Below are 20,871 nucleotides of genomic sequence, written 5' to 3' on the forward strand. Positions count from 1 at the left end.
CCACTGTTTTCTTGCATAGCCGCCAAAGCGTCAACAAATGTACTGATTTAACGCCCACAAAAAAGCCCCAGACCTTTCGACCTGGGGCTTTTTCATTTGTATCTGGTGCACCCGGCGGGATTCGAACCCACGACCCCTGCCTTCGGAGGGCAGTACTCTATCCAGCTGAGCTACGGATGCTTGTGCGGGCGACATCATACCCATGTCGACCTGATGCGTCCAATCCGGCGTTTTAGCCGGTAACGGCGGGATATTTCCGGTGGAAAATGGCTAATTGCCATCTATGTTCACAACTGGCTGTGTGGCACGTCCCTTTGTTTGCTTTGCTCTTGTGGCTTTAGCACCGCTTCAAGGCCGCAATTCCCCAGGTGAACGCATGCATTCCAAAGGAACCGTGATGCTCGATCTCCCGTTGAGACAAACCCTGCTTGCCCGTTCTGATTTGTTTCGAGGTATGCCGGAGCACCTCTTGCACTACGTCGCCACCCATATGGTGGAGCGCACGTTGGACGACCGTGAACTGCTCTATTTCAAGGACGACTCCCTCGAGTTCATCGCGTTGGTGGTGGAGGGCCGGATTTATTCGGTGGTGCATGGGCCGGACGGCCGCGAGCAGATTATTGGCAGTACGGGGGCCGGGCAGGTGGTGGGGGAGACGGCGTTGATCAAGGATCATGGCCGCGAATCCTCGACCTTTGCCAGTGGCCCGACGCGCTTGCTGCAATTGGGAAGCCGACATTTTGCCTTGCTGTTCGAGGAGCCGCTGTTCCTGCAGCGTTTGCTGATGCTGATGATGGTGCGTTTGCTGCGTGCTATCGAGTTGCTGGAGTTGGTGTGCCTGTATCGGTTGGAGTCACGACTGGCGCGGTTCGTGTTGGCGAACATGGACGATATCGACCTGGCGCTCGCCATGCCCAGCGTGTCGTTGCCCGCCAGCCAGGGGGTGTTGGCCGCCATGCTCAATACCAGCCGGCCCAAGCTCAATGTGCAACTGCAAGTGTGGCGCCGCAGTGGGGTGATCAGCGGCAATCTGGAGCGCATGGTGATCAACGATCTGGAGCATTTGCGGCGCAAGGCGTTTGCCTTGAATTAGTCGCGGCAGTGTTCCCCAGGTAACAGCGTCCCCTGTCGAGTCCTCGCAGACTGGCCCTTCATCAAGGATGCACAGGAGTGCTTGTGATGGGGATGACTGTTCAGTTCAAGGATCAATGGTGCGCTGATGACCGCTTGTTCGAGGCGAGTTGGCGCGCAGTCCACAACGAACTCAAGTGCCGCGCGTTGCGGCGTGCCAAGGGTAATCAGGACCAGGCGGGGGAGTGGTTGTCGGCCACCGCTATCAAGGCCCTGCTGTTTTTTCGGCGCTCGCCGGAGCGCATTCGTGACCCCGAGGGCTTTTTGTTTCTGGTGCTCAAGCATGTGTTTCTCGACAGCCTGCGGCGCAGCAAGCGCGAGGGGCGGCTGTTCGATGATTCGATCGATCTTGAGCACGATCACATGGCCGTGCTCGCCGCCCCCTGCGCTTCGGTGTTGGAGCGGGTGGAGTGTTATGAGCGCCTGGAGCAGGTCGAAGCGCAGGTGGCGCAGTTGCCGGTCGTGCAGCAGCGTTTGTTCGAGATGCGTTTTGTGGACGACTTGCCTTACCCGCAAATCGCCGCCGAGTTGCAGGTCAAGCTGCCCCTGGTGCGCAAGCGTGTGCAGCTGCTGCGCAGTGCCTTGCGCTGAAGCTGATTCACAGACCTTGGCGCGGGGCGTTCTAGTTGTATGAGCGCGTCCTGCCGCCGCTATCCACGCCCAACCCTGGGTGAATGCCATCAAGGAGAGATGTATGACAGAGGTCAACAGCCAGATAACCGACGCGGTCACCCAAACCAACGTCAAGGTGGTGGCGGAGGCGCCGGCCCAGGCCATCGCGTCGCTGTACCAGGTGGCCAGTAGCGCGGCGGGCCTGTCGTTGCAGAACGCGGTCAACAGCCAGCAGGCGATGAACCAGATTTCCAATGCCGTGATCTCCAAGGCCGTGGCGCTGATCATGCAGATTGGCGAGAAGGGCTGAGGCCTGAGGGGGATCTACCATGTGGCCATTCAGCAGCCGTAAACCCGATGATGCACCTCCACCGGCAACACCCGCTTCCAGTGCGCCTGCGGCCGCCCGGCCTTCAGTCATGGAGATGATGAACAAACATCTGATGACCCAGGCAAGCACGCCCTCGTCCGACAGTACGGCAGCGCTCAACAGCCAGATCGTGCAGGCGGTGCAGTTCACCAATGCGCAGAACTTTGCCTATGCCCCGGCGCAGATTGCGGTGCCGGCCGACATGATGATCAGCCAGGCGGCGGGGCTGGTGGCGCAGGCGGCGGCGGGTTACTTCGACGGGGTCAGCAAGATCGCGCTGGCGGCCCAGGCCGTGCTGCTGCAGCAAATGACCGAGAACATCGTCAAGGACAACCTGCCGGCCGCCGCCGAGGACGCCCTCGGCGCGTTGGCCACCGACCTTCTGGTGGGCGCCGCCGCTGCCGTGGCCGCTGCGGCCGGGGCGATGGAGGCCGAGGCGGCCAGCGTGGCCATCGACAAGATCGACCAGAGCATCGCCAAGTACGCCGACACCTTGGCTAACCGGGCTGCGCCAGCGGCCTGAATCGAGCACAGCGCTCCAGGGTTCTTCTGGAGCGGTGCAACAGCAACTTGAAAGCAACTTTTCTTAAGTGAGGAGCGACATCATGCAGCCTGGAGATATTGTTTTTTCAGTGGCGCAAGTGGACGACAAAATAGCCACCAGCATTCCCCGTGCATTCATTCGGGCGGGGCAATGGCTTAAAGCCAGGATTTTCGGCACCGGCGATCCCAATGTGCCGGTGGTACATGCGGCCATTGCAGTGGACGCCACGCATGTCATCGAAAGTGTCGGTGAGGGTATTCAACTGACGGACCTGACCACCGAGGTGCCTCCTCGCGGCGCCATGGTGTTCAGTTGCACCGAGGACGACCTGGCGAATGCGGCAGCCTATGCCGCTGGTCAGTTCCTCGGCGATGTGGCGACCAAGGACATCAGCGGTCGCTACAGTAAATGGAACGCTATGTTGTCGATCTTCAAGCTTTCAGCTTATGGGCCCGGCCTCATGAGTCGTATCAATGAGTCGGTGCCCATCGGCAACGCCGCGTTCTGTTCGCAGTTTGTCGCCAACGCTTATGAGGTGGGCAACCTGTACAGCAACGCCAACTTGTTGCCCGTACCGGCACCGATCTTCGACACGCGCCCCACCGTGATGACCCCCTGGGAGCTGGCCGCGAGTTGCGACAACGCCGCGGACTTCTACTTCGCCGGGTTCTGGCAGGACAACGTCGAGGTGCGGCTTTAGCGGGCCTTTCGCCGGTTACGTCGTGCCCCAGGAGGTCCCGATGGCTCCCCCATCCACACCGTCAGTGCTGTCCAGCGATGATCGTCAACGGCTTGAAGCGATGCTGCGCAACCCGCAGATGTTCGTCGGAGCGCCGCAAGCCATCGTCGAAGAAACCCTCAAGCGCGCCACTCAGGTGCTCGAACAGTCGAGGGTCAACGAGCAGGCGCTCAAGACCGCCGCCGAGCAGCGCGAGGCCGCAATACGCCAAGTGCTGGACGGCGCGGCACCGGAGGGCGACGCGCAACGCAAAGACGTGCAGGGCTTGATCCAGGCGCTGATTACGCAAATTGAAGCGGCCCTGGCTCAGGCCGGGAAACCTTGAATCTTCCAGCGTCACAGCGGCCGTTTTGCAACGTTCATTCATGAACACGGAATGCACCGTGTACTAAATAAGGAAATTGATCATGGCATTTGTCAGCGAACAAATTACCGACGCCGTCACCCAGACCAACGTCAAAGTGGTGGCCGAATCGCCAGCGATGGCGATGAGTACCATCTACCAGTCGATGGCGCAGGCCACGGCGATTCTGTTCCAGAACGCGGTGTCGGCCCAGCAGCAGCAAAATACCCTGGCCCAGGCGGCCACCAACCAGGGCGTGATGCAGATCTACAGCGTCGATACCACCGCAGGCGCCGCGGCCACCGAAAAAGTCGCCCAAGGCGGCGTGTCGGATAACCTCACCAGCCTGTTGACCGTGCTCAAGTCTTTTCAGTCTTAAGCACTGAGCGATAACGGATGTTGTTCTTTTTCAAACCAGGAGTTCCAACCATGAGCACAGTCAGCCCGCAAATCACCGATGCCGTCACCCAGACCAACGTCAAGGTCGTTGCCGAATCGCCAGCGATGGCCATGAGCACGATCTACCAATCGATGGGCCAGGCCACGGCGATCCTGTTCCAGAACTCGGTCTCGGCCCAGCAACAGCAAAACACCCTGGCCCAGGCGGCCACCAACCAGGGCGTGATGCAGATCTACAGCGTCGACACCACCGCCGGCGCCGCCGCCACTGAAAAAGTCGCCCAGGGCGGTGTGGCCGACAACCTGACCAGTCTGTTGACCATCCTCAAATCGTTCCAATCGTAAACCGCAACGCCCCGACACCCCCGGTGCCCACCAGGCGCCGGGGGTGTTTTCGTTGGTGCGTTTGATCCGAAAGATGAGCCAAATACGCGGTTCTCGTTCTTTTTTTCGAACAGACTATTGCCCTGACCCCCCATTGATCCTAGGATTCGTTTGAGATTTCAAACGCTCTGTCTCCCGTGCGCTCTTTATGATCTTGCGCAGTGAGGCTGATTTCCCTGACGGCAGCCCACCAAGGCGCCTTTCAACAACTCTAATTCGCTCCGCGCGCGCGCGGTGCTGTTAAGGAAAGCCGACATGCAGCTTAAAGATGCCCAGTTGTTCCGCCAGCAAGCCTTTATCGATGGCGCTTGGGTCGATGCGGACAACGGTCAGACCATCAAGGTCAACAACCCGGCCACGGGGGAGATTCTCGGCACCGTGCCGAAGATGGGTGCTGCGGAAACCCGCCGTGCCATCGAAGCCGCCGACAAGGCCTTGCCGGCCTGGCGTGCACTCACCGCCAAGGAGCGCGCCAACAAGCTGCGCCGTTGGTTCGAGCTGTTGATCGAAAACCAGGACGACCTCGGCCGCCTGATGACCCTCGAGCAGGGCAAGCCACTGGCCGAAGCCAAGGGCGAAATCGTCTACGCGGCCTCCTTTATCGAGTGGTTCGCCGAAGAAGCCAAGCGCATCTACGGTGATGTGATCCCCGGCCACCAGCCCGACAAGCGCCTGATCGTGATCAAGCAGCCAATCGGCGTGACCGCTGCCATCACCCCGTGGAACTTCCCGGCCGCGATGATCACCCGTAAAGCCGGCCCGGCCCTGGCCGCCGGTTGCACCATGGTGATCAAACCCGCTTCGCAAACCCCGTTCTCGGCCCTGGCCCTGGTTGAGCTGGCGCACCGTGCCGGTATCCCCAAAGGCGTGCTGAGCGTGGTGACCGGCAGCGCCGGCGACATCGGCGGCGAGCTGACCAGCAACCCGATCGTGCGTAAATTGTCCTTCACCGGCTCGACCGAAATCGGTCGCCAACTGATGGCTGAATGCGCCAAGGACATCAAGAAAGTCTCCCTGGAACTGGGCGGTAACGCACCGTTCATCGTGTTCGACGACGCCGACCTGGATAAGGCCGTCGAAGGCGCGATCATTTCCAAGTACCGCAACAACGGCCAGACCTGCGTCTGCGCCAACCGTCTGTACATTCAGGATTCGGTGTACGACGCGTTCGCCGAGAAGCTGAAAGTGGCCGTGGCCAAGCTCAAGATCGGCAACGGTCTGGAAGAAGGCACCACCACTGGCCCGCTGATCGACGAAAAAGCCGTGGCCAAGGTTCAGGAACACATTGCCGACGCGCTCAAGAAAGGCGCCACGCTGCTGGCCGGTGGCAAGGTGATGGAAGGTAACTTCTTCGAACCGACCATCCTCACCAACGTGCCGAAAGACGCCGCCGTGGCCAAGGAAGAAACCTTCGGCCCACTGGCGCCGCTGTTCCGTTTCAAAGACGAAGACGAAGTGATCGCGATGTCCAACGACACCGAGTTCGGCCTGGCGTCATACTTCTATGCCCGTGACCTGGGCCGTGTGTTCCGTGTGGCCGAAGCCCTGGAATACGGCATGGTCGGCGTCAATACCGGGTTGATCTCCAACGAAGTGGCGCCGTTCGGCGGTATCAAGGCTTCGGGCCTGGGCCGTGAAGGTTCCAAGTACGGGATCGAGGATTACCTGGAAATCAAATACCTCTGCCTGGGCATCTAAGCCCGGCAAGAGATTGCTGCAAACGCAAAGGGCACGAGAGCGCTGACCCTTTGCGTGTTTCAAGACGTTATTCGCAGTGGCGGGGAAAGCTGTGGCAGTCGATCATCGCATGCTGCCGTAGTTGCCTCCCCGCCACGTACTCCTTGAACCACGCCACCCGATGAGTGGCGAATGAGGACTTTATGAGCAAGACCAACGCTTCCCTGATGAAACGCCGCGAAGCCGCTGTACCGCGCGGTGTTGGCCAAATTCACCCGATCTTCGCCGAATCCGCGAAGAACGCCACCGTGACCGACGTTGAAGGCCGCGAGTTCATTGACTTCGCTGGTGGTATCGCTGTACTGAACACCGGTCACGTGCACCCGAAGATCATCAAGGCCGTGACCGAGCAGCTGAACAAGCTGACCCACACCTGCTTCCAGGTACTGGCCTACGAGCCATACGTGGAGCTGTGCGAGAAAATCAACGCCAAGGTGCCAGGTGATTTCGCCAAGAAAACCCTGCTGGTCACCACCGGTTCCGAAGCCGTCGAAAACGCCGTGAAAATCGCCCGCGCCGCCACTGGCCGTGCCGGCGTGATCGCCTTCACCGGCGCCTACCACGGCCGCACCATGATGACCCTGGGCCTCACCGGTAAAGTCGTGCCTTACTCGGCCGGCATGGGCCTGATGCCAGGCGGTATCTTCCGTGCGCTGTACCCGAATGAACTGCACGGGGTGAGCGTCGACGACTCGATCGCCAGCATCGAACGCATCTTCAAGAACGATGCCGAGCCGCGTGATATCGCCGCCATCATCATCGAGCCGGTACAGGGTGAAGGCGGTTTCTACGTCGCGCCTAAAGCCTTCATGAAGCGCCTGCGCGAACTGTGCGACAAGCACGGCATCCTGCTGATCGCCGACGAAGTGCAAACCGGTGCCGGCCGTACCGGTACGTTCTTCGCCATGGAGCAGATGGGCGTTTCTGCCGACCTGACCACCTTCGCCAAATCCATCGCCGGTGGCTTCCCGCTGGCCGGTGTGTGCGGTAAGGCGGAATACATGGACGCCATCGCCCCAGGCGGCCTCGGCGGCACCTACGCCGGTAGCCCGATCGCGTGCGCCGCCGCGCTGGCGGTGATGGAAGTGTTTGAAGAAGAGCACCTGCTGGACCGCTGCAAAGCGGTCGGCGAGCGTCTGGTGACAGGCCTCAAGGCGATCCAGGCCAAGTACCCGGTGATCGGTGAAGTGCGTGCCCTGGGCGCGATGATCGCGCTGGAGCTGTTCGAAGATGGCGACAGCCACAAGCCAAACGCCGCTGCCGTTGCGGCCGTGGTGGCCAAGGCGCGTGACAAGGGCCTGATCCTGCTGTCCTGCGGCACCTACGGCAACGTCTTGCGGGTACTGGTGCCGCTGACCTCGCCGGACGAGCAGTTGGACAAAGGCTTGGCGATCATCGAAGAGTGCTTCTCCGAGCTGTAAGCGGACGTTGGCCCGATCACAGAAAAACCCGCCTCGGCGGGTTTTTTTGCGTCTTGCCCGAATGCCCTGTAGGAGCGGGCTTGCCCGCGATGGCGGTGGGTCAGGCGAGTATTTTGTTAGATCAGACCGGGTACATATCCGTTTCTGTGGTTAGCGTTGGCTGCTACAACGTTGTGTAGATACCTATGGCCATCAGGGCTTGCCCCGCGCCGGGCTGCGCAGCAGCGCCACTATGCGTTCAACCCGCGACGACGCGGTTCTTGCCCAGGCGCTTGGCTTCATACATGGCGATATCGGCGCGGGCGAACAGGCTGTCCAGGGTCGAGTCTTCTTCGGTGAGGCTGGCCAGCCCCTGGCTGATGGTCACGCTGAACGTCCGGCCTTCGTAGCTGAAACTCAGCGCCTGGATCTCCCTGCCCAGCCGTTCGGCCACTTGCAGCGCCATGGCCGGCGGGCAACCTGGCAGCACTGCGGCAAACTCTTCGCCGCCAATGCGCCCGAACAGGTCGCCACGGCGCAACACCCCTCGACCGCTTTCGGCGATACGTCGCAACACCTGGTCGCCCTCCAGGTGGCCGTAGGTGTCGTTGACATCCTTGAAGTCATCGATGTCCAGCAGCAGGAAGGCCAGCGGCGCGCCTTGAGCACAGGCGCTGTCGAAGGCCTGGTTGGCGCATTCGAAGAAGTGCCGGCGGTTGCTGCTCTGGGTCAGCACATCGGTGGTAGCCAGGCGGTGCAGTTCCAGTTCGAGCTGCTTCTTTTCGGTGATGTCTTCGGCCATGCCGACCACGATCACCGGCTTGTCGGGCTCGGCCAGCTGGTTGATGTAGCACTTGTCGCTCAGCCAGCGGATCTGCCCGTCGGCGGTAATGATGCGGTATTCGCGATCTTCCACGGCGCCCTGGCTCAGTACGCGGGCCAGGGTGTGTTCGGCGTAATCGAGGTCTTCTGGATGAATGCTGTTGCGCCACTCCCGATGGTCGGCCAGTAGCAGGCTGGCGGGGCGTCCGAAGATCCGCTCATACGCAGGGCTCACATAGAGCACGCGGCGGGTTTCCCAGTCGATGGCCCACAGCACGGCGTTGACGCTGACCAACAACGAACTCAGCAGCTGTTCGCGCTCACTCAAGCGCTCGACTTCACCCTGGGCATGTACCAGCGCCAGCAGGGTGGCCGCCGCCGCCGGAGGCGGATGTTCGGTGACGGGAGGATCAGACACGTGGGGCTTTTCGTGAACCATCAGCACAACTCTCTCTGGGCGCGCCGCAGGGTGGAGCAGCGGTCACAACAAGGGGCCACCATGATGGCTAAGTGTTGGTTGAGAGAGGTGAATTTCTGTGAAGTTCCGTCAACGGTGCCGATTGGCGGTGCCCGGTAAATGACGCCAAAAAGATGGTGCGTGGGAGGGCTGGCCCTCCCACGGCATTGTCACACCGCTGCGGGGCGCAGCGAATAGGTCTTCAGTTGGTGAGCAAAATCACGCAGTGACTGGATGCCGCTCGCCTCGGCCTCGTGCACCCATTCCTTGATCGCAGCGAGCATGTCGTGGCCGTTGGAACTGGTCTTGAGCCAGATCTGCTGCAGCGCCAGGCGTTTTTCGTAGATCACTTTAAGGGCCTGGCTGTGCTCCAGCATGTTTTGGATGCGCAGGTGATGGCGGTCGTCCAGCAGGCTGGTTTCCCGCGACAGCAGGCGCTTGGCGCGGTGGAACTGGTGGCGTACCGAGTGATCGACCTTGTCCAGCTCCTGCTTGACCAGCGGGCCGATCACCAGCTTGCGGTACTGGGCCATGATCTGGAAGCGGTTGTTGAGGATCGCCATGGCGGTGTCCATGTCCAGGTGGCCCTTGCCTTCGACGCGGTGCGCAATCGGTGCCACGCGCTGCACCTTGGCCAGGCGCAGGAAGCTGAACACCTTGATCCACGCCCAGCCGAGGTCGAATTCCCATTTTTTCACCGACAGCTTGGCGGAGTTGGGATAGGTATGGTGGTTGTTGTGCAGCTCTTCGCCGCCGACGATGATGCCCCAGGGCACCAGGTTGGTCGCCGCGTCACGGCATTCGAAGTTGCGATAGCCCACGGCATGGCCCAGGCCGTTGATCACGCCGGCGGCCCAGAACGGAATCCACATCATCTGGATGGCCCAGATGGTGATGCCGATGGTGCCGAACAGCAGCAGGTCGATCACGCCCATGATCGCCACGCCCAGCAGCGGGTAGGGGGTGTAGAGCTTGCGCTCGATCCAGTCGTCCGGGCAGTTCTTGCCGTAGATGCGCAGGGTCTCGGGGTTTTCCGCCTCGGCGCGGTACAGCTCGGCGCCTTTGCGCAACACGGTGGACAGGCCCTTGATCACCGGGCTGTGCGGGTCGTCGACGGTTTCACATTTGGCGTGGTGCTTGCGGTGGATGGCGGTCCACTCGCGGGTGTTCTGCGCCGTGGTCAGCCACAGCCAGAAGCGGAAGAAGTGTTTCAGGCCTGCATTGAGCTCCAGGGAGCGGTGGGCTGAATAGCGGTGCAGATAAACCGTGACCCCAACAATGGTCACGTGGGTCATCAACAGAGTCACTGCCACCAGTTGCCAGGCTGACAGGTCAAGAAAACCGTTGTACCACATAGGCTGTATGGCCCTCAGATAAAGAAAAAACCAGCTCACGCATTATCACTAAGCCTACAGAGAAAACCAGCCGCCCTTTCAGATAGAAGTGACTGGATGTTTCTTATTCTATAATCCGCAGCCGTTGTGGGGTGATGCTGTTTTTGCGTAAGGATTACTGGCTATATGCTGTTTTCATGCCGAGGTGCCCTGCGTGCGGGGCTGGTATACCTGCTGGTTTCGAGTGCCTGGATAGGCCTGACTCAACGTGCATTGATCGAGTTTCTCGATAACCCGATTGACGTGGACCACTGGCTGCAGGTGCGCGGCTATGTGTGGGTGGCGTTCAGCGCGGTGTTGATTTTCCTGATGTATGCCCGTTTTGCCCGGGCCCACCAGTTGCAGCAGCCGTTGCAAGAGAACCGCGAGCGCCTGCGCCAGGCCGCCGCCGTGTTCGATTGCACCCGTGAAGGGGTGCTGGTCACCGATGCCCAGGGCCAGATCGTGCATGTGAATCGGGCGTTCATGGAAATCACCGGCTATCAGTGCGAAGACGTCTTGGGCCAACAACCGAGCCTGTTCAAGTCCGGACGCCATTCGTCGGGTTTTTACCAAAAGATGTTCCAGCTTCTGGAGAGCTGCGGTGAATGGAGCGGGGAAATCTGGAACCGCCGCAAAAGTGGCGAGATTTATCCACAATGGCAAACCATCCGCGCGATTCAGGACGATCATGGCCAGGTCAGCCATTACGTCGCGGTATTTTCAGACATCAGTGCTATCAAGAATTCCGAACACGAACTGGCGCACCTGGCTCATCACGACCCGTTGACCGATCTGCCTAACCGCCTGCTGTTCACCGACCGCGCCGAGCAGGCGCTGGCCTCGGCGCAGCTCCACAAGCGAGGCTGCGCGCTGCTGTTGCTGGACCTGGACCACTTCAAGATCATCAATGACAGCCTCGGCCATAACGTCGGCGACCAGTTGCTCAAGCTGCTGGGCGAACGCCTCAAGGGCCTGCTTGGCCCCGGCGTGACCCTGGCGCGCCTGGGAGGCGACGAGTTCGCGGTGCTCGCGGAAAGTTGTTCACAGGTGGTGCAGGCGGCGGCATTGGCGCAACGCATGCTCGATGTGATGAAGCAGCCGTTCATCTTCGACGGCCACCAACTGTTTATCAGCGCCAGCGTCGGCATCAGCCTGTTCCCCAGTGACGCCCTGAGCGCCGAACAACTGCTGCGCAATGCCGACTCGGCGTTGTTCAAGGCCAAGAGTGCCGGGCGCGAAGGCTACGCCTTGTACACCGAAGAACTCACCGCCCACGCGCAGAACCGCGTGGAAATCGCCAGCGACCTGCGTCGTGCCCTGCACCAGCAGGAACTGCGCGTCTATTACCAGCCGGTGCACAGCCTGCGCGACAGCCGCCTGATCGGCGTGGAGGCACTGGTGCGTTGGCAACACCCGGAACGCGGCCTGGTGCCGCCGGGGGAGTTTATCCCCATCGCCGAGCGCACCGGCCTGATTGCCGATATCGACGCCTGGGTGATGGACCAGGCTTGCCGCCAGATGTGCCAATGGCTGGCCGACGGCGTCGCGCTGAGCTTTATCGCCGTTAACGTCTCCAGCCGCCTGTTTGCCCGGCGCGAGCTCTACGGGCAAGTCGCCCAGGTGCTGCATGACACCGGCCTGGACCCGGCTTTCCTTGAGCTGGAAGTCACCGAAAGCGCGGTGATGGAAGACCCCGAAGTGGCCTTGGAACAACTGCACCGCCTGCGCGAACTGGGCCTGCGCCTGGCCATCGACGATTTTGGTACCGGCTATTCGTCGCTGCTGCGCCTCAAGCGCCTGCCGGTGCAAAAGCTCAAGATCGACCAGGGCTTTGTCACCGGGTTGCCGGGGGACGAAGACGACGCTGCGATTGTGCGTGTGGTGATCGCGTTGGCGAAAAGCATGGGCATGCAGGTGCACGCCGAGGGGATCGAGCAGGTGGAGCAGGCGCGATTCCTGTTGGATCAGCAATGCGACATGGGGCAGGGCTACTGGTTTGGCCGCCCGATGCCGGCCCAGGACATTGATTGGGCAAACGCTCCGGCAATCCGCATGTGAAACTACGCGCAACCTGTGGGAGAGCGGGCTCGCCACAGGAATGGGCAGTGCCCTTGCGCCCGTATTTTCAAGTTGAAAACCGTTGCAACCCCATGTCTCGCCAGAAAATTCTTTTTGGTTATATAAAAATTCTTAAATAGTATTTTTAAGAATATCAGCGCTTGTCTACTATCGCCCTCACGCCGCAAGCAGTGCCGCCACTGCCAGGCACTATTCATTTCAGGAGCGAGACCATGAGCGCCTCTCTACGTAGCGTCGACGGCCAGGACGAAGCAGCCATTTTGCGTGAGATCCAGAGCGCCCTGCGCGATCTGCGGTTCGGTGCGGTGGAAATCACCGTGCACAACGCGCAAGTGGTACAGATCGAACGCAAGGAAAAATTCCGTTTGCAGAACCCGGGTAACAAACCGGCCTAAGCAAGAACGGCGACAGACCCTGTAGGAGCGAGCTCGCTCGCGAAAAACCGCAACGATAACGCTGCGCATCAGGTGCAACGCGTTGCCCTCAAGCTTTTCGCGAGCAAGCTCGCTCCTACCTACAGGCGTCAGTCAACACCCCAGAATTTCAGGAGCCTTCTATGTCGTCGATTCGCCGTTATGCCCTGGCCGCGTTGGCCAGTGCCGTGTTTGCCGGTTCCGCCGTTGCCAAGGACTACGAGTTGCTCAACGTCTCGTATGACCCTACCCGTGAGCTGTACCAGGACTACAACGCAGAGTTCACTCACTTCTGGAAGCAGTCCCACCCCGACGATAACGTCAAGATCCAGCAATCCCACGGAGGGTCGGGCAAGCAGGCCCGGGCGGTGATCGACGGCCTGCGCGCCGACGTGGTGACCCTGGCCCTGGCCGGCGACATCGATGAAATCGCCAAGCTGGGCAAGACCCTGCCGGAAAACTGGCAAACCCGCCTGCCGGATGCCAGCACCCCGTACACCTCGACCATCGTGTTCCTGGTGCGCAAGGGCAACCCTAAAGGCATCAAGGACTGGGGCGACCTGATCAAGCAGGACGTGTCGGTGATCACCCCGAACCCGAAAACCTCCGGCGGTGCGCGCTGGAACTTCCTCGCGGCCTGGGCCTATGGTCTCAAGGCGGGTGGCAGCGAAGCCAAGGCCCAGGAGTACGTGAAAGCGCTGTTCAAGCACGTGCCGATCCTCGACACCGGCGCGCGCGGTTCGACCATCACGTTCGTCAACAACGGCCAGGGCGATGTGTTGCTGGCCTGGGAAAACGAGGCGTTCCTGGCGCTGAAAGAAGACGGCGGCGCCGACAAGTTCGACATCGTCGTGCCGTCCCTGTCGATCCTCGCCGAGCCGCCGGTGGCCGTGGTCGACAAGAACGCCGAGAAAAAGGGCAATGCCGAGATCGCCACCGAATACCTCAAGCACCTGTACAGCCCGGCAGGCCAGGAGATTGCGGCGAAAAACTTCTACCGCCCACGCGATGAAAAGGTCGCCGCCAAATACGCCCAACAGTTCCCGAAACTGGACCTGGTGACTATCGACAAAGACTTCGGCGGCTGGAAAACTGCCCAACCGAAATTCTTCAATGACGGTGGCGTGTTCGACCAGATCTACACGGCGCAATAACCAACACCGATCACTGTAGGAGCGAGGGGGACGCCTAGTTCTTGCTCGCGAAAAATATCAAGGCACCGCCGGCATCCAGACTGCCCGCGTTATCGTTGACGCGCTTCGCGGGCAAGCCCGCTCCTACAGGAACCAAGAGCCCGCATCCGTGTGCGGGTTTTGCATGTCCGTTTCGCTAACCAAGGACTCTTATGTCGCGTCGTATTTCCCCCGTCATACCCGGCTTCGGGCTGACGCTGGGTTACACCGTGGTGTACCTCAGCTTGATCGTACTCATCCCCCTGGCGGCGATGTTTGTACACGCCGCTCAACTGACCTGGGATCAGTTCTGGCACATCATCACCGCACCGCGTGTGCTGGCGGCATTGAAACTGAGCTTCAGCACCGCGCTGTATGCCGCGCTGATCAACGGCGTGATCGGCACGCTGCTGGCCTGGGTGCTGGTGCGCTACACCTTCCCCGGCCGCAAGATCATCGATGCGATGATCGACCTGCCGTTCGCCCTGCCCACCGCCGTGGCCGGTATCGCGCTGACCGCGCTGTACACGCCGACCGGCCTGGTCGGCCAGTTTGCCGCTGACCTGGGCTTCAAGATCGCCTACACGCCGTTGGGTATCACCCTGGCGCTGACGTTTGTCACGCTGCCCTTCGTGGTGCGCACGGTGCAGCCGGTGCTCGCCGACATCCCCCGGGAAGTCGAAGAAGCCGCCGCCTGCCTGGGCGCCAAGCCGCTGCAGGTGTTCCGTTACATCCTCGTACCCGCCTTGCTGCCGGCCTGGCTGACCGGCTTCGCCCTGGCGTTTGCCCGTGGCGTGGGTGAGTACGGTTCGGTGATCTTCATCGCCGGCAACATGCCGATGAAAACCGAGATCCTGCCGCTGCTGATCATGGTCAAGCTCGACCAATACGACTACACCGGCGCCACCGCCATCGGCGTGCTGATGCTGGTGGTTTCCTTTGTTTTGCTGCTGCTGATCAACTTGTTGCAGCGGCGCATCGAACGTCCATAGGAGGCGCGGAACATGTCCCAATCGTCTATTTCCGCCGTGTCCTCGGCCAACGCTGCCCGGCGTGGCAGTGCCACGTCGCGACGCATCCTGATCGGCCTGGGTTGGCTGGTGTTCTTTCTGTTCCTGTTGCTGCCGCTGTTTATCGTGGTGTCCCAGGGCCTGAAGAACGGCCTGGGGGCGTTCTTTGCCGCGATTCTGGAACCCGATGCACTGTCGGCGCTGAAACTCACGGTGATCGCGGTGTTGATCTCGGTGCCGCTCAATGTGGTGTTCGGCGTCAGCGCCGCGTGGTGCGTGAGCAAGTACTCGTTCCGTGGCAAAAGCATCCTGGTCACCTTGATCGACCTGCCGTTCTCGGTGTCGCCAGTGATCGCCGGCCTGGTCTATGTGCTGATGTTCGGTGCGCAAGGCTTCTTCGGCCCGTGGCTGCAGGCGCATGACATCCAGATCGTGTTCGCCCTGCCGGGCATCGTGCTCGCCACCATCTTCGTCACCGTGCCGTTCGTGGCCCGTGAACTGATCCCGCTGATGCAGGAGCAGGGCACCCAGGAGGAAGAAGCCGCGCGCCTGCTCGGCGCCAATGGTTGGCAGATGTTCTGGCACGTGACCGTGCCGAATATCAAATGGGGCCTGATCTACGGCGTGGTGCTGTGTACTGCCCGCGCCATGGGCGAGTTCGGCGCGGTGTCGGTGGTGTCCGGGCACATTCGCGGGGTCACCAACACCCTGCCGCTGCACGTCGAGATTCTCTACAACGAATACAACCACGTTGCCGCGTTCGCGGTGGCCAGCCTGTTGCTGATCCTGGCGCTCTTCATCCTGCTGCTCAAGCAGTGGAGCGAGAACCGTATCAACCGCCTGCGCAAAAGCGCCGGTGAGGAATAAGTCATGTCGATCGAAGTCCGTAATGTCAGCAAGAACTTCAACGCCTTCAAGGCCCTGAACAGCATCAACCTGGACATCCAGAGTGGCGAGCTGGTGGCGTTGCTGGGCCCGTCCGGCTGTGGCAAGACCACCTTGCTGCGCATCATCGCAGGCCTGGAAACCCCGGACGATGGCAGCATCGTGTTCCACGGGGAAGACGTCTCCGGCCACGACGTGCGTGATCGCAACGTGGGCTTTGTGTTCCAGCACTACGCGCTGTTTCGCCACATGACGGTGTTCGACAACGTCGCCTTCGGCCTGCGCATGAAGCCGAAAAACCAGCGGCCCACCGAAAGCCAGATCGCAACCAAGGTGCACGAATTGCTGAATATGGTGCAGCTCGATTGGCTGTCGGACCGCTACCCGGAACAACTCTCCGGTGGCCAGCGCCAGCGTATCGCCCTGGCCCGTGCGCTGGCGGTAGAGCCGAAAGTGCTGCTGCTGGACGAACCCTTCGGCGCGCTTGACGCCAAGGTGCGTAAAGAGCTGCGCCGCTGGCTGGCGCGCCTGCACGAAGACATCAACCTGACCTCGGTGTTCGTGACCCACGACCAGGAAGAAGCCATGGAAGTCGCCGACCGTATCGTGGTGATGAACAAGGGCGTGATCGAGCAGATCGGCTCACCGGGCGATGTCTACGAAAACCCGGCCAGCGATTTCGTCTACCACTTCCTCGGCGACTCCAACCGCCTGCATCTGGGCGAAGACAAACATGTGCTGTTCCGCCCGCACGAAGTGTCGTTGTCGCGCCATGAACTGGAAGATCACCTGGCCGCTGAAGTGCGCGATATTCGCCCACTGGGCGCCACCACGCGAGTGACCTTGAAGGTCGAAGGCCAGCCTGAGCTCATCGAAGCCGAAGTGGTGAAGGACCATGACAGCCTGACCGGCCTGGCGCGCGGCGAGACGCTGTTCTTCAAACCCAAGGTCTGGCAAAAAGCCTGACAACCCCGCAATACCTGATGTGGGAGGGGCAACCCCCTCCCACATTCAGACTTCTCTCGGCTTTAGATCGCGGCGAGCGACTGGCCCCGAGCGCTCTTCGATCTGCTGTTTCAGCTCCTGCCGCCCCCCGAGCAGAAACGCCAACTCCGCCACCACAAACAGCGGCCCCACAATCAACCCCGATACATCGTCCACGAACGCAGGCTTTTTGCCTTCGTAGTAGTGCCCGACAAACTGAATTACCCAGCCCACCACGAACATCCCAAGGCCGCTGCCGAGCCACACCAGGGTGCTCTGCGCCGCCAATACATGCCCGGCCCATACCGATAAACCCATCAGCGCGCTCATCAGCATGCCCAGTGCCAGTTCCAGGCGCAGGTAAAACCACGCCGACAACAACGCGACAATCACGGCGGGGGAAATCCACAGGCCGCCCATTGCCCATTCGGGGCGCGACAGCAGTACCGCTACGGCGACCACAATCAGCGGGATGCCAATAAAGTGGCTGGCGATATTGCGCGGGTCGCGGTGGTAGGCGGCGTATTGACTGAGGTGGTCGACGAGGCTTTTCATTGTTATTCCTCCTGTAGGATGTTTGATCATGCCCTGTCAGCCTGTGACTAACTGTCAACTGGGCGACAATCTTCGGAGTTCCCATGGACGCAGAGCAATGGCACCACCACCTCGCGAGCGGTCACTGGTTCCGCCACCTGCCTGTGGATCTGCAACGTCGTTTGCTGGCAGCCGCGCGGCTGCGCTCGCTGACGGCGGGGCAATGCCTGTTCAAGCGCGGCGACCCGCCCTGCGGCCTGTATGCGGTGCTGAAAGGCGCGGTGCGCATCAGCGCAGTCAATGCCCAGGGCAAGGAAGCGGTGTTGAGCCTGGTCGAAACGCCTTACTGGTTCGGCGAAATCTGCCTGTTCGATAACTTGCCGCGTACCCACGACGCGATGGCCATGGGGCCGTGCACGCTGTTGCAGGTGCCACAGGCGTCGATGCTCGACCTCCTCGCCGAGCACCCGGCGTACTGGCGCGACGTGGCTTTGTTGATGAGCCACAAACTGCGCCTGTCGTTGATCAATATCGAACAGATGAGCCTGATGCCCGCGTCGACGCGCCTGGCCCATCGGTTGCTGATGATCGCTGAAGGCTACGGTGAGATAGACCAGGCGCGGCGCATGCTGCAACTGCCTCAGGAGGATCTGGCGGCGATGTTGGGCTTGTCGCGGCAAACTACCAACAGCCTGCTCAAGGCATTGGAGCAGCAGGGCATCATCGGCCTGAGTTACGGCGCGATCGAGGTGCTGGACCTGCCAGGCTTGAGGCAGGCCGCAGGCCGCTGAACCTGGCCTCTCGGGGAAGAACGCAACAGCAACTCAGGCAAGCTGTTAAGGTGGCTGGCCGTCGGCAACGTTAGCCAGCGCAAGCGTTCACAAACCCAGAGGTAAGGCATGCAGGTGTTGTTAGTTGAAGATCAGCCCCAACTGGCGCAACGCATGGCCCAGGGCCTGAGCGAGGCCGGTTTCGGCGTGGAAGTCGCCGCCAACGGCATGGCGGCGCAGCGGTTCGTGGAAAGCGTCGAGTACGACCTGATCATCCTCGACGTGATGCTGCCGGGCTTGAATGCCTGGAAGTTGCAGCAGGCCATCCGGCAGAGGGGTGACACGCCCGTATTGTTCCTGACCACCCCAGGCGGCATCGAAGATCGCCTGCGCGGGCTGGAGTTGCATGAGGATGATTACCTGCTCAAGCCGTTCGATGCCAAGGCATTGGTGGCACGGGTGCGCAAATTATTGCGACGTGATCGTGGGCGCTGATGCCCGGCTCCTAGCGCAACCCATCGCGAAACTGCCCCGGTGTCATCCCCGTCCACCGCTTGAACGCCCGATTGAAACTGCTGGTATCGGCAAACCCCAACAAATGGCTGATCTCGGCCAATGAGCACTGCGGGTCGCGCAAGTGCAGCAATGCCAGGTTCTGTCGGCACTCGTTGAGCAACGCATCAAAGCGGCACCCTTCATCCGCCAGGTGCCGCTGCAAGCTGCGCAAACTCAAATGCAATGCCTGGGCGATGCGCTCGGCGCTCGGCTCGCCGTCGGGCAGTTGCGCCTCGATCGCCGCGCGCACCTTGCGTTCCCAGGTCAGTGGCTGCAGCTGGGCGAGGGTGCGCTTGAGCACGGTTTCGTTATGTTCGGCCAGCTCCGGGTTGGCATCGTCCAGGTGGCTGTCGAAGTCCAGGGCCCTGAACTCCAGGCAGTCCTCGATGGCGCCAAAAAATACCGGGGCGCGGAACACCGTGTGCCAGGGGTGAGGATCAATCGGTTCCGCACGCTTTAAATAAACGGCCAAGGGCGCGTAGTCCCGGCCCAGGCGGTTGCGGCAGGTGCGTACATAGATCGCCGCAAACGCATCGATGGCTTCCAGCGCCGGCGCCGGGCTGCCCTGGGGTTGCAGCAGGCGAAAACGATAGCGCTCACCCTCCCGGGTCAGTTCCAGCGTCAGGGCATCACTGACCACCTGGTGATAACGCACGATGCGCTCGAACACTTCCCGCAGGCTGCCACTGGCCACCAGCGCATAGCCCAACGCATGAAAGGTGGTGGGGCTGACGAACCGCGACACGCGCAAACCAATCGCCGGATCGCCGCTGGTCTGCACCGCCAGTTCCCACAAGCGCGTGGTCGCTGACAACGGGTAGCGCGCGTTGGGATCGTCCATCTGCTGCGGGTCGAGCCCGGCCGCGAGGCACAGCGCGGCGCTGTCGAGGCCCAGGGCGTCGAGCTGCTTGCGCAGGGCACGGGTCCAGCTGGCGAGGGAGGTGGGTTCGGTCATGGCGATTGGCGCTTGCGGTCAACAGGTTGGCGTGTGGGGCTAGCGTCCTGCAACCAGGCCTGGTGCAGGATGTCAGCGTCAATGAATAAGAGGATGGGAGCATGGACGGTACTTCTGCAAGTCCCCAGCAGATGAACGCGCAGCAGCGTTCAGCGCATATTCGTGAGGTGGTACTCGCCGAAGGTGTGCGTTTGCGTCGGCAGCACCCGTGGTTGCAGCATCAGGACGCCCTGGGCGCGGGCATCCTGGCGTTTGCCCTGCTGGGCATGCTGGGCTCGGCGGCGCTCTATATCAGCGGCCATATGGCCTGGTGGGCCTGCCTGCTGCTCAATGCCTTCCTGGCTTCGCTGACCCACGAGCTGGAACATGACCTGATCCACAGCATGTACTTTCGCAAACAGCGCGTGCCGCACAACCTGATGATGGGCCTGGTGTGGCTGGCGCGGCCAAGCACGATCAACCCGTGGATACGTCGGCACCTGCACCTCAACCACCACAAGGTGTCCGGCACCGAGACCGATATGGAAGAGCGCGCGATCACCAATGGCGAACCCTGGGGGTTGGCGCGCTTGCTGATGGTGGGCGATAACGTGATGTCAGCGTTTATCCGCATGCTGCGCGCCAAGACCTGGGGTCACAAACTCAAGATCCTCAAACGCTCGCTGCTGGTCTATGCACCGCTGGCGCTGCTGCATTGGGGCGCGTGGTACGTGTTCCTCGGCTTTCATGCCGCCAACGGCGTCGCCGGCCTGCTGGGCGCGCCCATCGACTGGTCCGCCGGCACCTTGCAGATGATGCACGTGATCGACATCGCCGCCGTGGTGATCATCGGCCCCAACGTGCTGCGTACCTTTTGCCTGCACTTTGTCAGCTCCAACATGCACTACTACGGCGATGTGGAGCTGGGCAATGTGATCCAGCAGACCCAAGTGTTGAACCCCTGGTGGCTATGGCCGTTGCAGGCGTTCTGCTTCAACTTCGGCAGCACCCATGGCATCCACCATTTTGTGGTGAAGGAGCCGTTCTACATCCGCCAGATGACCGCCAAGGTGGCCCACAAGGTCATGGCCGAGATGGGCGTGCGCTTCAATGACGTTGGCACGTTCAGGCGAGCCAACCGACTTGAGCCCATGGTGTCGCCCAACTTGACCCATGAAGCTTGAGTTTGGTTATTAATAAATAGCTTCTTATTCCTTAACG

23 protein-coding genes and 1 tRNA gene are annotated in these 20,871 nt (G+C 61.1%); 19 read left to right on the forward strand and 5 right to left on the reverse strand.

Features of this window, described 5'->3' with window-relative positions:
• Positions 1-103 precede the first annotated feature (103 nt).
• Positions 104-180, reverse strand: a tRNA-Arg gene (locus tag AB4O05_RS05860).
• 196 nt (positions 181-376) lie between these two features.
• Here AB4O05_RS05860 and AB4O05_RS05865 point away from each other — a divergent pair.
• From AB4O05_RS05865 to gabT, 10 genes are all read left to right on the forward strand, one after another.
• On the forward strand, positions 377-1,093 hold the full coding sequence (locus tag AB4O05_RS05865; protein WP_460132335.1) for a Crp/Fnr family transcriptional regulator: 717 nt from the start codon (positions 377-379) through the stop codon (positions 1,091-1,093).
• Between the two features lie 86 nt (positions 1,094-1,179).
• The gene (locus tag AB4O05_RS05870; RefSeq protein ID WP_460132334.1) at positions 1,180-1,722 is read left to right on the forward strand and encodes an RNA polymerase sigma factor; all 543 of its coding nucleotides are present in this window, start codon (positions 1,180-1,182) and stop codon (positions 1,720-1,722) included.
• Between the two features lie 103 nt (positions 1,723-1,825).
• Complete coding sequence (locus AB4O05_RS05875) at positions 1,826-2,053, forward strand: RebB family R body protein (protein ID WP_003187543.1); 228 nt, start codon at positions 1,826-1,828, stop codon at positions 2,051-2,053.
• A gap of 19 nt (positions 2,054-2,072) precedes the next feature.
• A complete protein-coding gene (locus AB4O05_RS05880) occupies positions 2,073-2,636 on the forward strand; it encodes a hypothetical protein (RefSeq protein WP_460132332.1) in 564 nt (187 codons plus the stop codon).
• Positions 2,637-2,718: 82 nt separating this feature from the next.
• Entirely contained in the window at positions 2,719-3,357 is a 639-nt protein-coding gene (locus AB4O05_RS05885; RefSeq protein WP_460132330.1) for a hypothetical protein, read from the forward strand.
• Positions 3,358-3,397: 40 nt separating this feature from the next.
• On the forward strand, positions 3,398-3,721 hold the full coding sequence (locus AB4O05_RS05890; RefSeq protein ID WP_460132329.1) for a hypothetical protein: 324 nt from the start codon (positions 3,398-3,400) through the stop codon (positions 3,719-3,721).
• A gap of 82 nt (positions 3,722-3,803) precedes the next feature.
• Positions 3,804-4,118 carry a RebB family R body protein gene (locus tag AB4O05_RS05895; RefSeq protein ID WP_124384586.1) on the forward strand — a complete coding sequence of 105 codons (315 nt, stop codon included), beginning with the start codon at positions 3,804-3,806 and terminating at the stop codon, positions 4,116-4,118.
• Positions 4,119-4,168: 50 nt separating this feature from the next.
• A complete protein-coding gene (locus AB4O05_RS05900; RefSeq protein ID WP_078731054.1) occupies positions 4,169-4,483 on the forward strand; it encodes a RebB family R body protein in 315 nt (104 codons plus the stop codon).
• A 294-nt stretch (positions 4,484-4,777) separates the two neighbouring features.
• The gene (gene gabD / locus AB4O05_RS05905) at positions 4,778-6,220 is read left to right on the forward strand and encodes an NADP-dependent succinate-semialdehyde dehydrogenase (RefSeq protein WP_460132326.1); all 1,443 of its coding nucleotides are present in this window, start codon (positions 4,778-4,780) and stop codon (positions 6,218-6,220) included.
• Between the two features lie 182 nt (positions 6,221-6,402).
• On the forward strand, positions 6,403-7,680 hold the full coding sequence (gene gabT / locus AB4O05_RS05910) for a 4-aminobutyrate--2-oxoglutarate transaminase (RefSeq protein WP_460132324.1): 1,278 nt from the start codon (positions 6,403-6,405) through the stop codon (positions 7,678-7,680).
• A gap of 238 nt (positions 7,681-7,918) precedes the next feature.
• Here gabT and AB4O05_RS05915 read toward each other — a convergent pair whose 3' ends face one another.
• Together AB4O05_RS05915 and desA are read right to left on the reverse strand one after the other, a co-directional pair.
• Positions 7,919-8,920 (reverse strand): GGDEF domain-containing protein, encoded by a 1,002-nt coding sequence (locus tag AB4O05_RS05915; RefSeq protein WP_460132323.1) that lies wholly within the window; start codon positions 8,918-8,920, stop codon positions 7,919-7,921.
• A 188-nt stretch (positions 8,921-9,108) separates the two neighbouring features.
• Positions 9,109-10,293, reverse strand: a complete 1,185-nt coding sequence (gene desA, locus AB4O05_RS05920) for a delta-9 fatty acid desaturase DesA (RefSeq protein WP_460132321.1) — start codon at positions 10,291-10,293, stop codon at positions 9,109-9,111.
• 165 nt (positions 10,294-10,458) lie between these two features.
• Between desA and dibA the strand changes: the two genes are divergently transcribed.
• From dibA to AB4O05_RS05950, 6 genes are all read left to right on the forward strand, one after another.
• On the forward strand, positions 10,459-12,372 hold the full coding sequence (gene dibA / locus AB4O05_RS05925) for a phosphodiesterase DibA (RefSeq protein ID WP_460132320.1): 1,914 nt from the start codon (positions 10,459-10,461) through the stop codon (positions 12,370-12,372).
• Positions 12,373-12,605: 233 nt separating this feature from the next.
• Positions 12,606-12,788 carry a sulfur starvation response protein OscA gene (oscA, locus tag AB4O05_RS05930; RefSeq protein ID WP_010565387.1) on the forward strand — a complete coding sequence of 61 codons (183 nt, stop codon included), beginning with the start codon at positions 12,606-12,608 and terminating at the stop codon, positions 12,786-12,788.
• 161 nt (positions 12,789-12,949) lie between these two features.
• Positions 12,950-13,960, forward strand: a complete 1,011-nt coding sequence (locus tag AB4O05_RS05935) for a sulfate ABC transporter substrate-binding protein (protein WP_460132318.1) — start codon at positions 12,950-12,952, stop codon at positions 13,958-13,960.
• 191 nt (positions 13,961-14,151) lie between these two features.
• Positions 14,152-14,970: a sulfate ABC transporter permease subunit CysT gene (gene cysT, locus AB4O05_RS05940; RefSeq protein WP_460132317.1), complete on the forward strand. Its 819-nt coding sequence runs from the start codon at positions 14,152-14,154 to the stop codon at positions 14,968-14,970.
• Positions 14,971-14,982: 12 nt separating this feature from the next.
• Positions 14,983-15,855: a sulfate ABC transporter permease subunit CysW gene (cysW, locus tag AB4O05_RS05945; protein WP_460132315.1), complete on the forward strand. Its 873-nt coding sequence runs from the start codon at positions 14,983-14,985 to the stop codon at positions 15,853-15,855.
• Positions 15,856-15,858: 3 nt separating this feature from the next.
• Positions 15,859-16,839, forward strand: a complete 981-nt coding sequence (locus AB4O05_RS05950; RefSeq protein ID WP_460132313.1) for a sulfate/molybdate ABC transporter ATP-binding protein — start codon at positions 15,859-15,861, stop codon at positions 16,837-16,839.
• A gap of 45 nt (positions 16,840-16,884) precedes the next feature.
• Here the strand turns inward: AB4O05_RS05950 and AB4O05_RS05955 are convergent, their stop codons facing one another.
• A complete protein-coding gene (locus tag AB4O05_RS05955) occupies positions 16,885-17,412 on the reverse strand; it encodes an Mpo1 family 2-hydroxy fatty acid dioxygenase (RefSeq protein ID WP_460132311.1) in 528 nt (175 codons plus the stop codon).
• An 83-nt stretch (positions 17,413-17,495) separates the two neighbouring features.
• Here AB4O05_RS05955 and AB4O05_RS05960 point away from each other — a divergent pair, with 83 nt between their 5' ends.
• Together AB4O05_RS05960 and AB4O05_RS05965 are read left to right on the forward strand one after the other, a co-directional pair.
• A complete protein-coding gene (locus tag AB4O05_RS05960; protein ID WP_460132309.1) occupies positions 17,496-18,182 on the forward strand; it encodes a Crp/Fnr family transcriptional regulator in 687 nt (228 codons plus the stop codon).
• A gap of 108 nt (positions 18,183-18,290) precedes the next feature.
• On the forward strand, positions 18,291-18,656 hold the full coding sequence (locus tag AB4O05_RS05965) for a response regulator (RefSeq protein WP_460132307.1): 366 nt from the start codon (positions 18,291-18,293) through the stop codon (positions 18,654-18,656).
• Between the two features lie 10 nt (positions 18,657-18,666).
• Here AB4O05_RS05965 and AB4O05_RS05970 read toward each other — a convergent pair whose 3' ends face one another.
• Complete coding sequence (locus tag AB4O05_RS05970) at positions 18,667-19,671, reverse strand: AraC family transcriptional regulator (protein WP_460132306.1); 1,005 nt, start codon at positions 19,669-19,671, stop codon at positions 18,667-18,669.
• Between the two features lie 101 nt (positions 19,672-19,772).
• Here AB4O05_RS05970 and AB4O05_RS05975 point away from each other — a divergent pair, with 101 nt between their 5' ends.
• On the forward strand, positions 19,773-20,834 hold the full coding sequence (locus AB4O05_RS05975; RefSeq protein ID WP_460132304.1) for a fatty acid desaturase: 1,062 nt from the start codon (positions 19,773-19,775) through the stop codon (positions 20,832-20,834).
• The last annotated feature ends 37 nt before the right edge of the window (positions 20,835-20,871 follow it).

This window comes from Pseudomonas sp. S1_G07 (genome assembly GCF_054668565.1).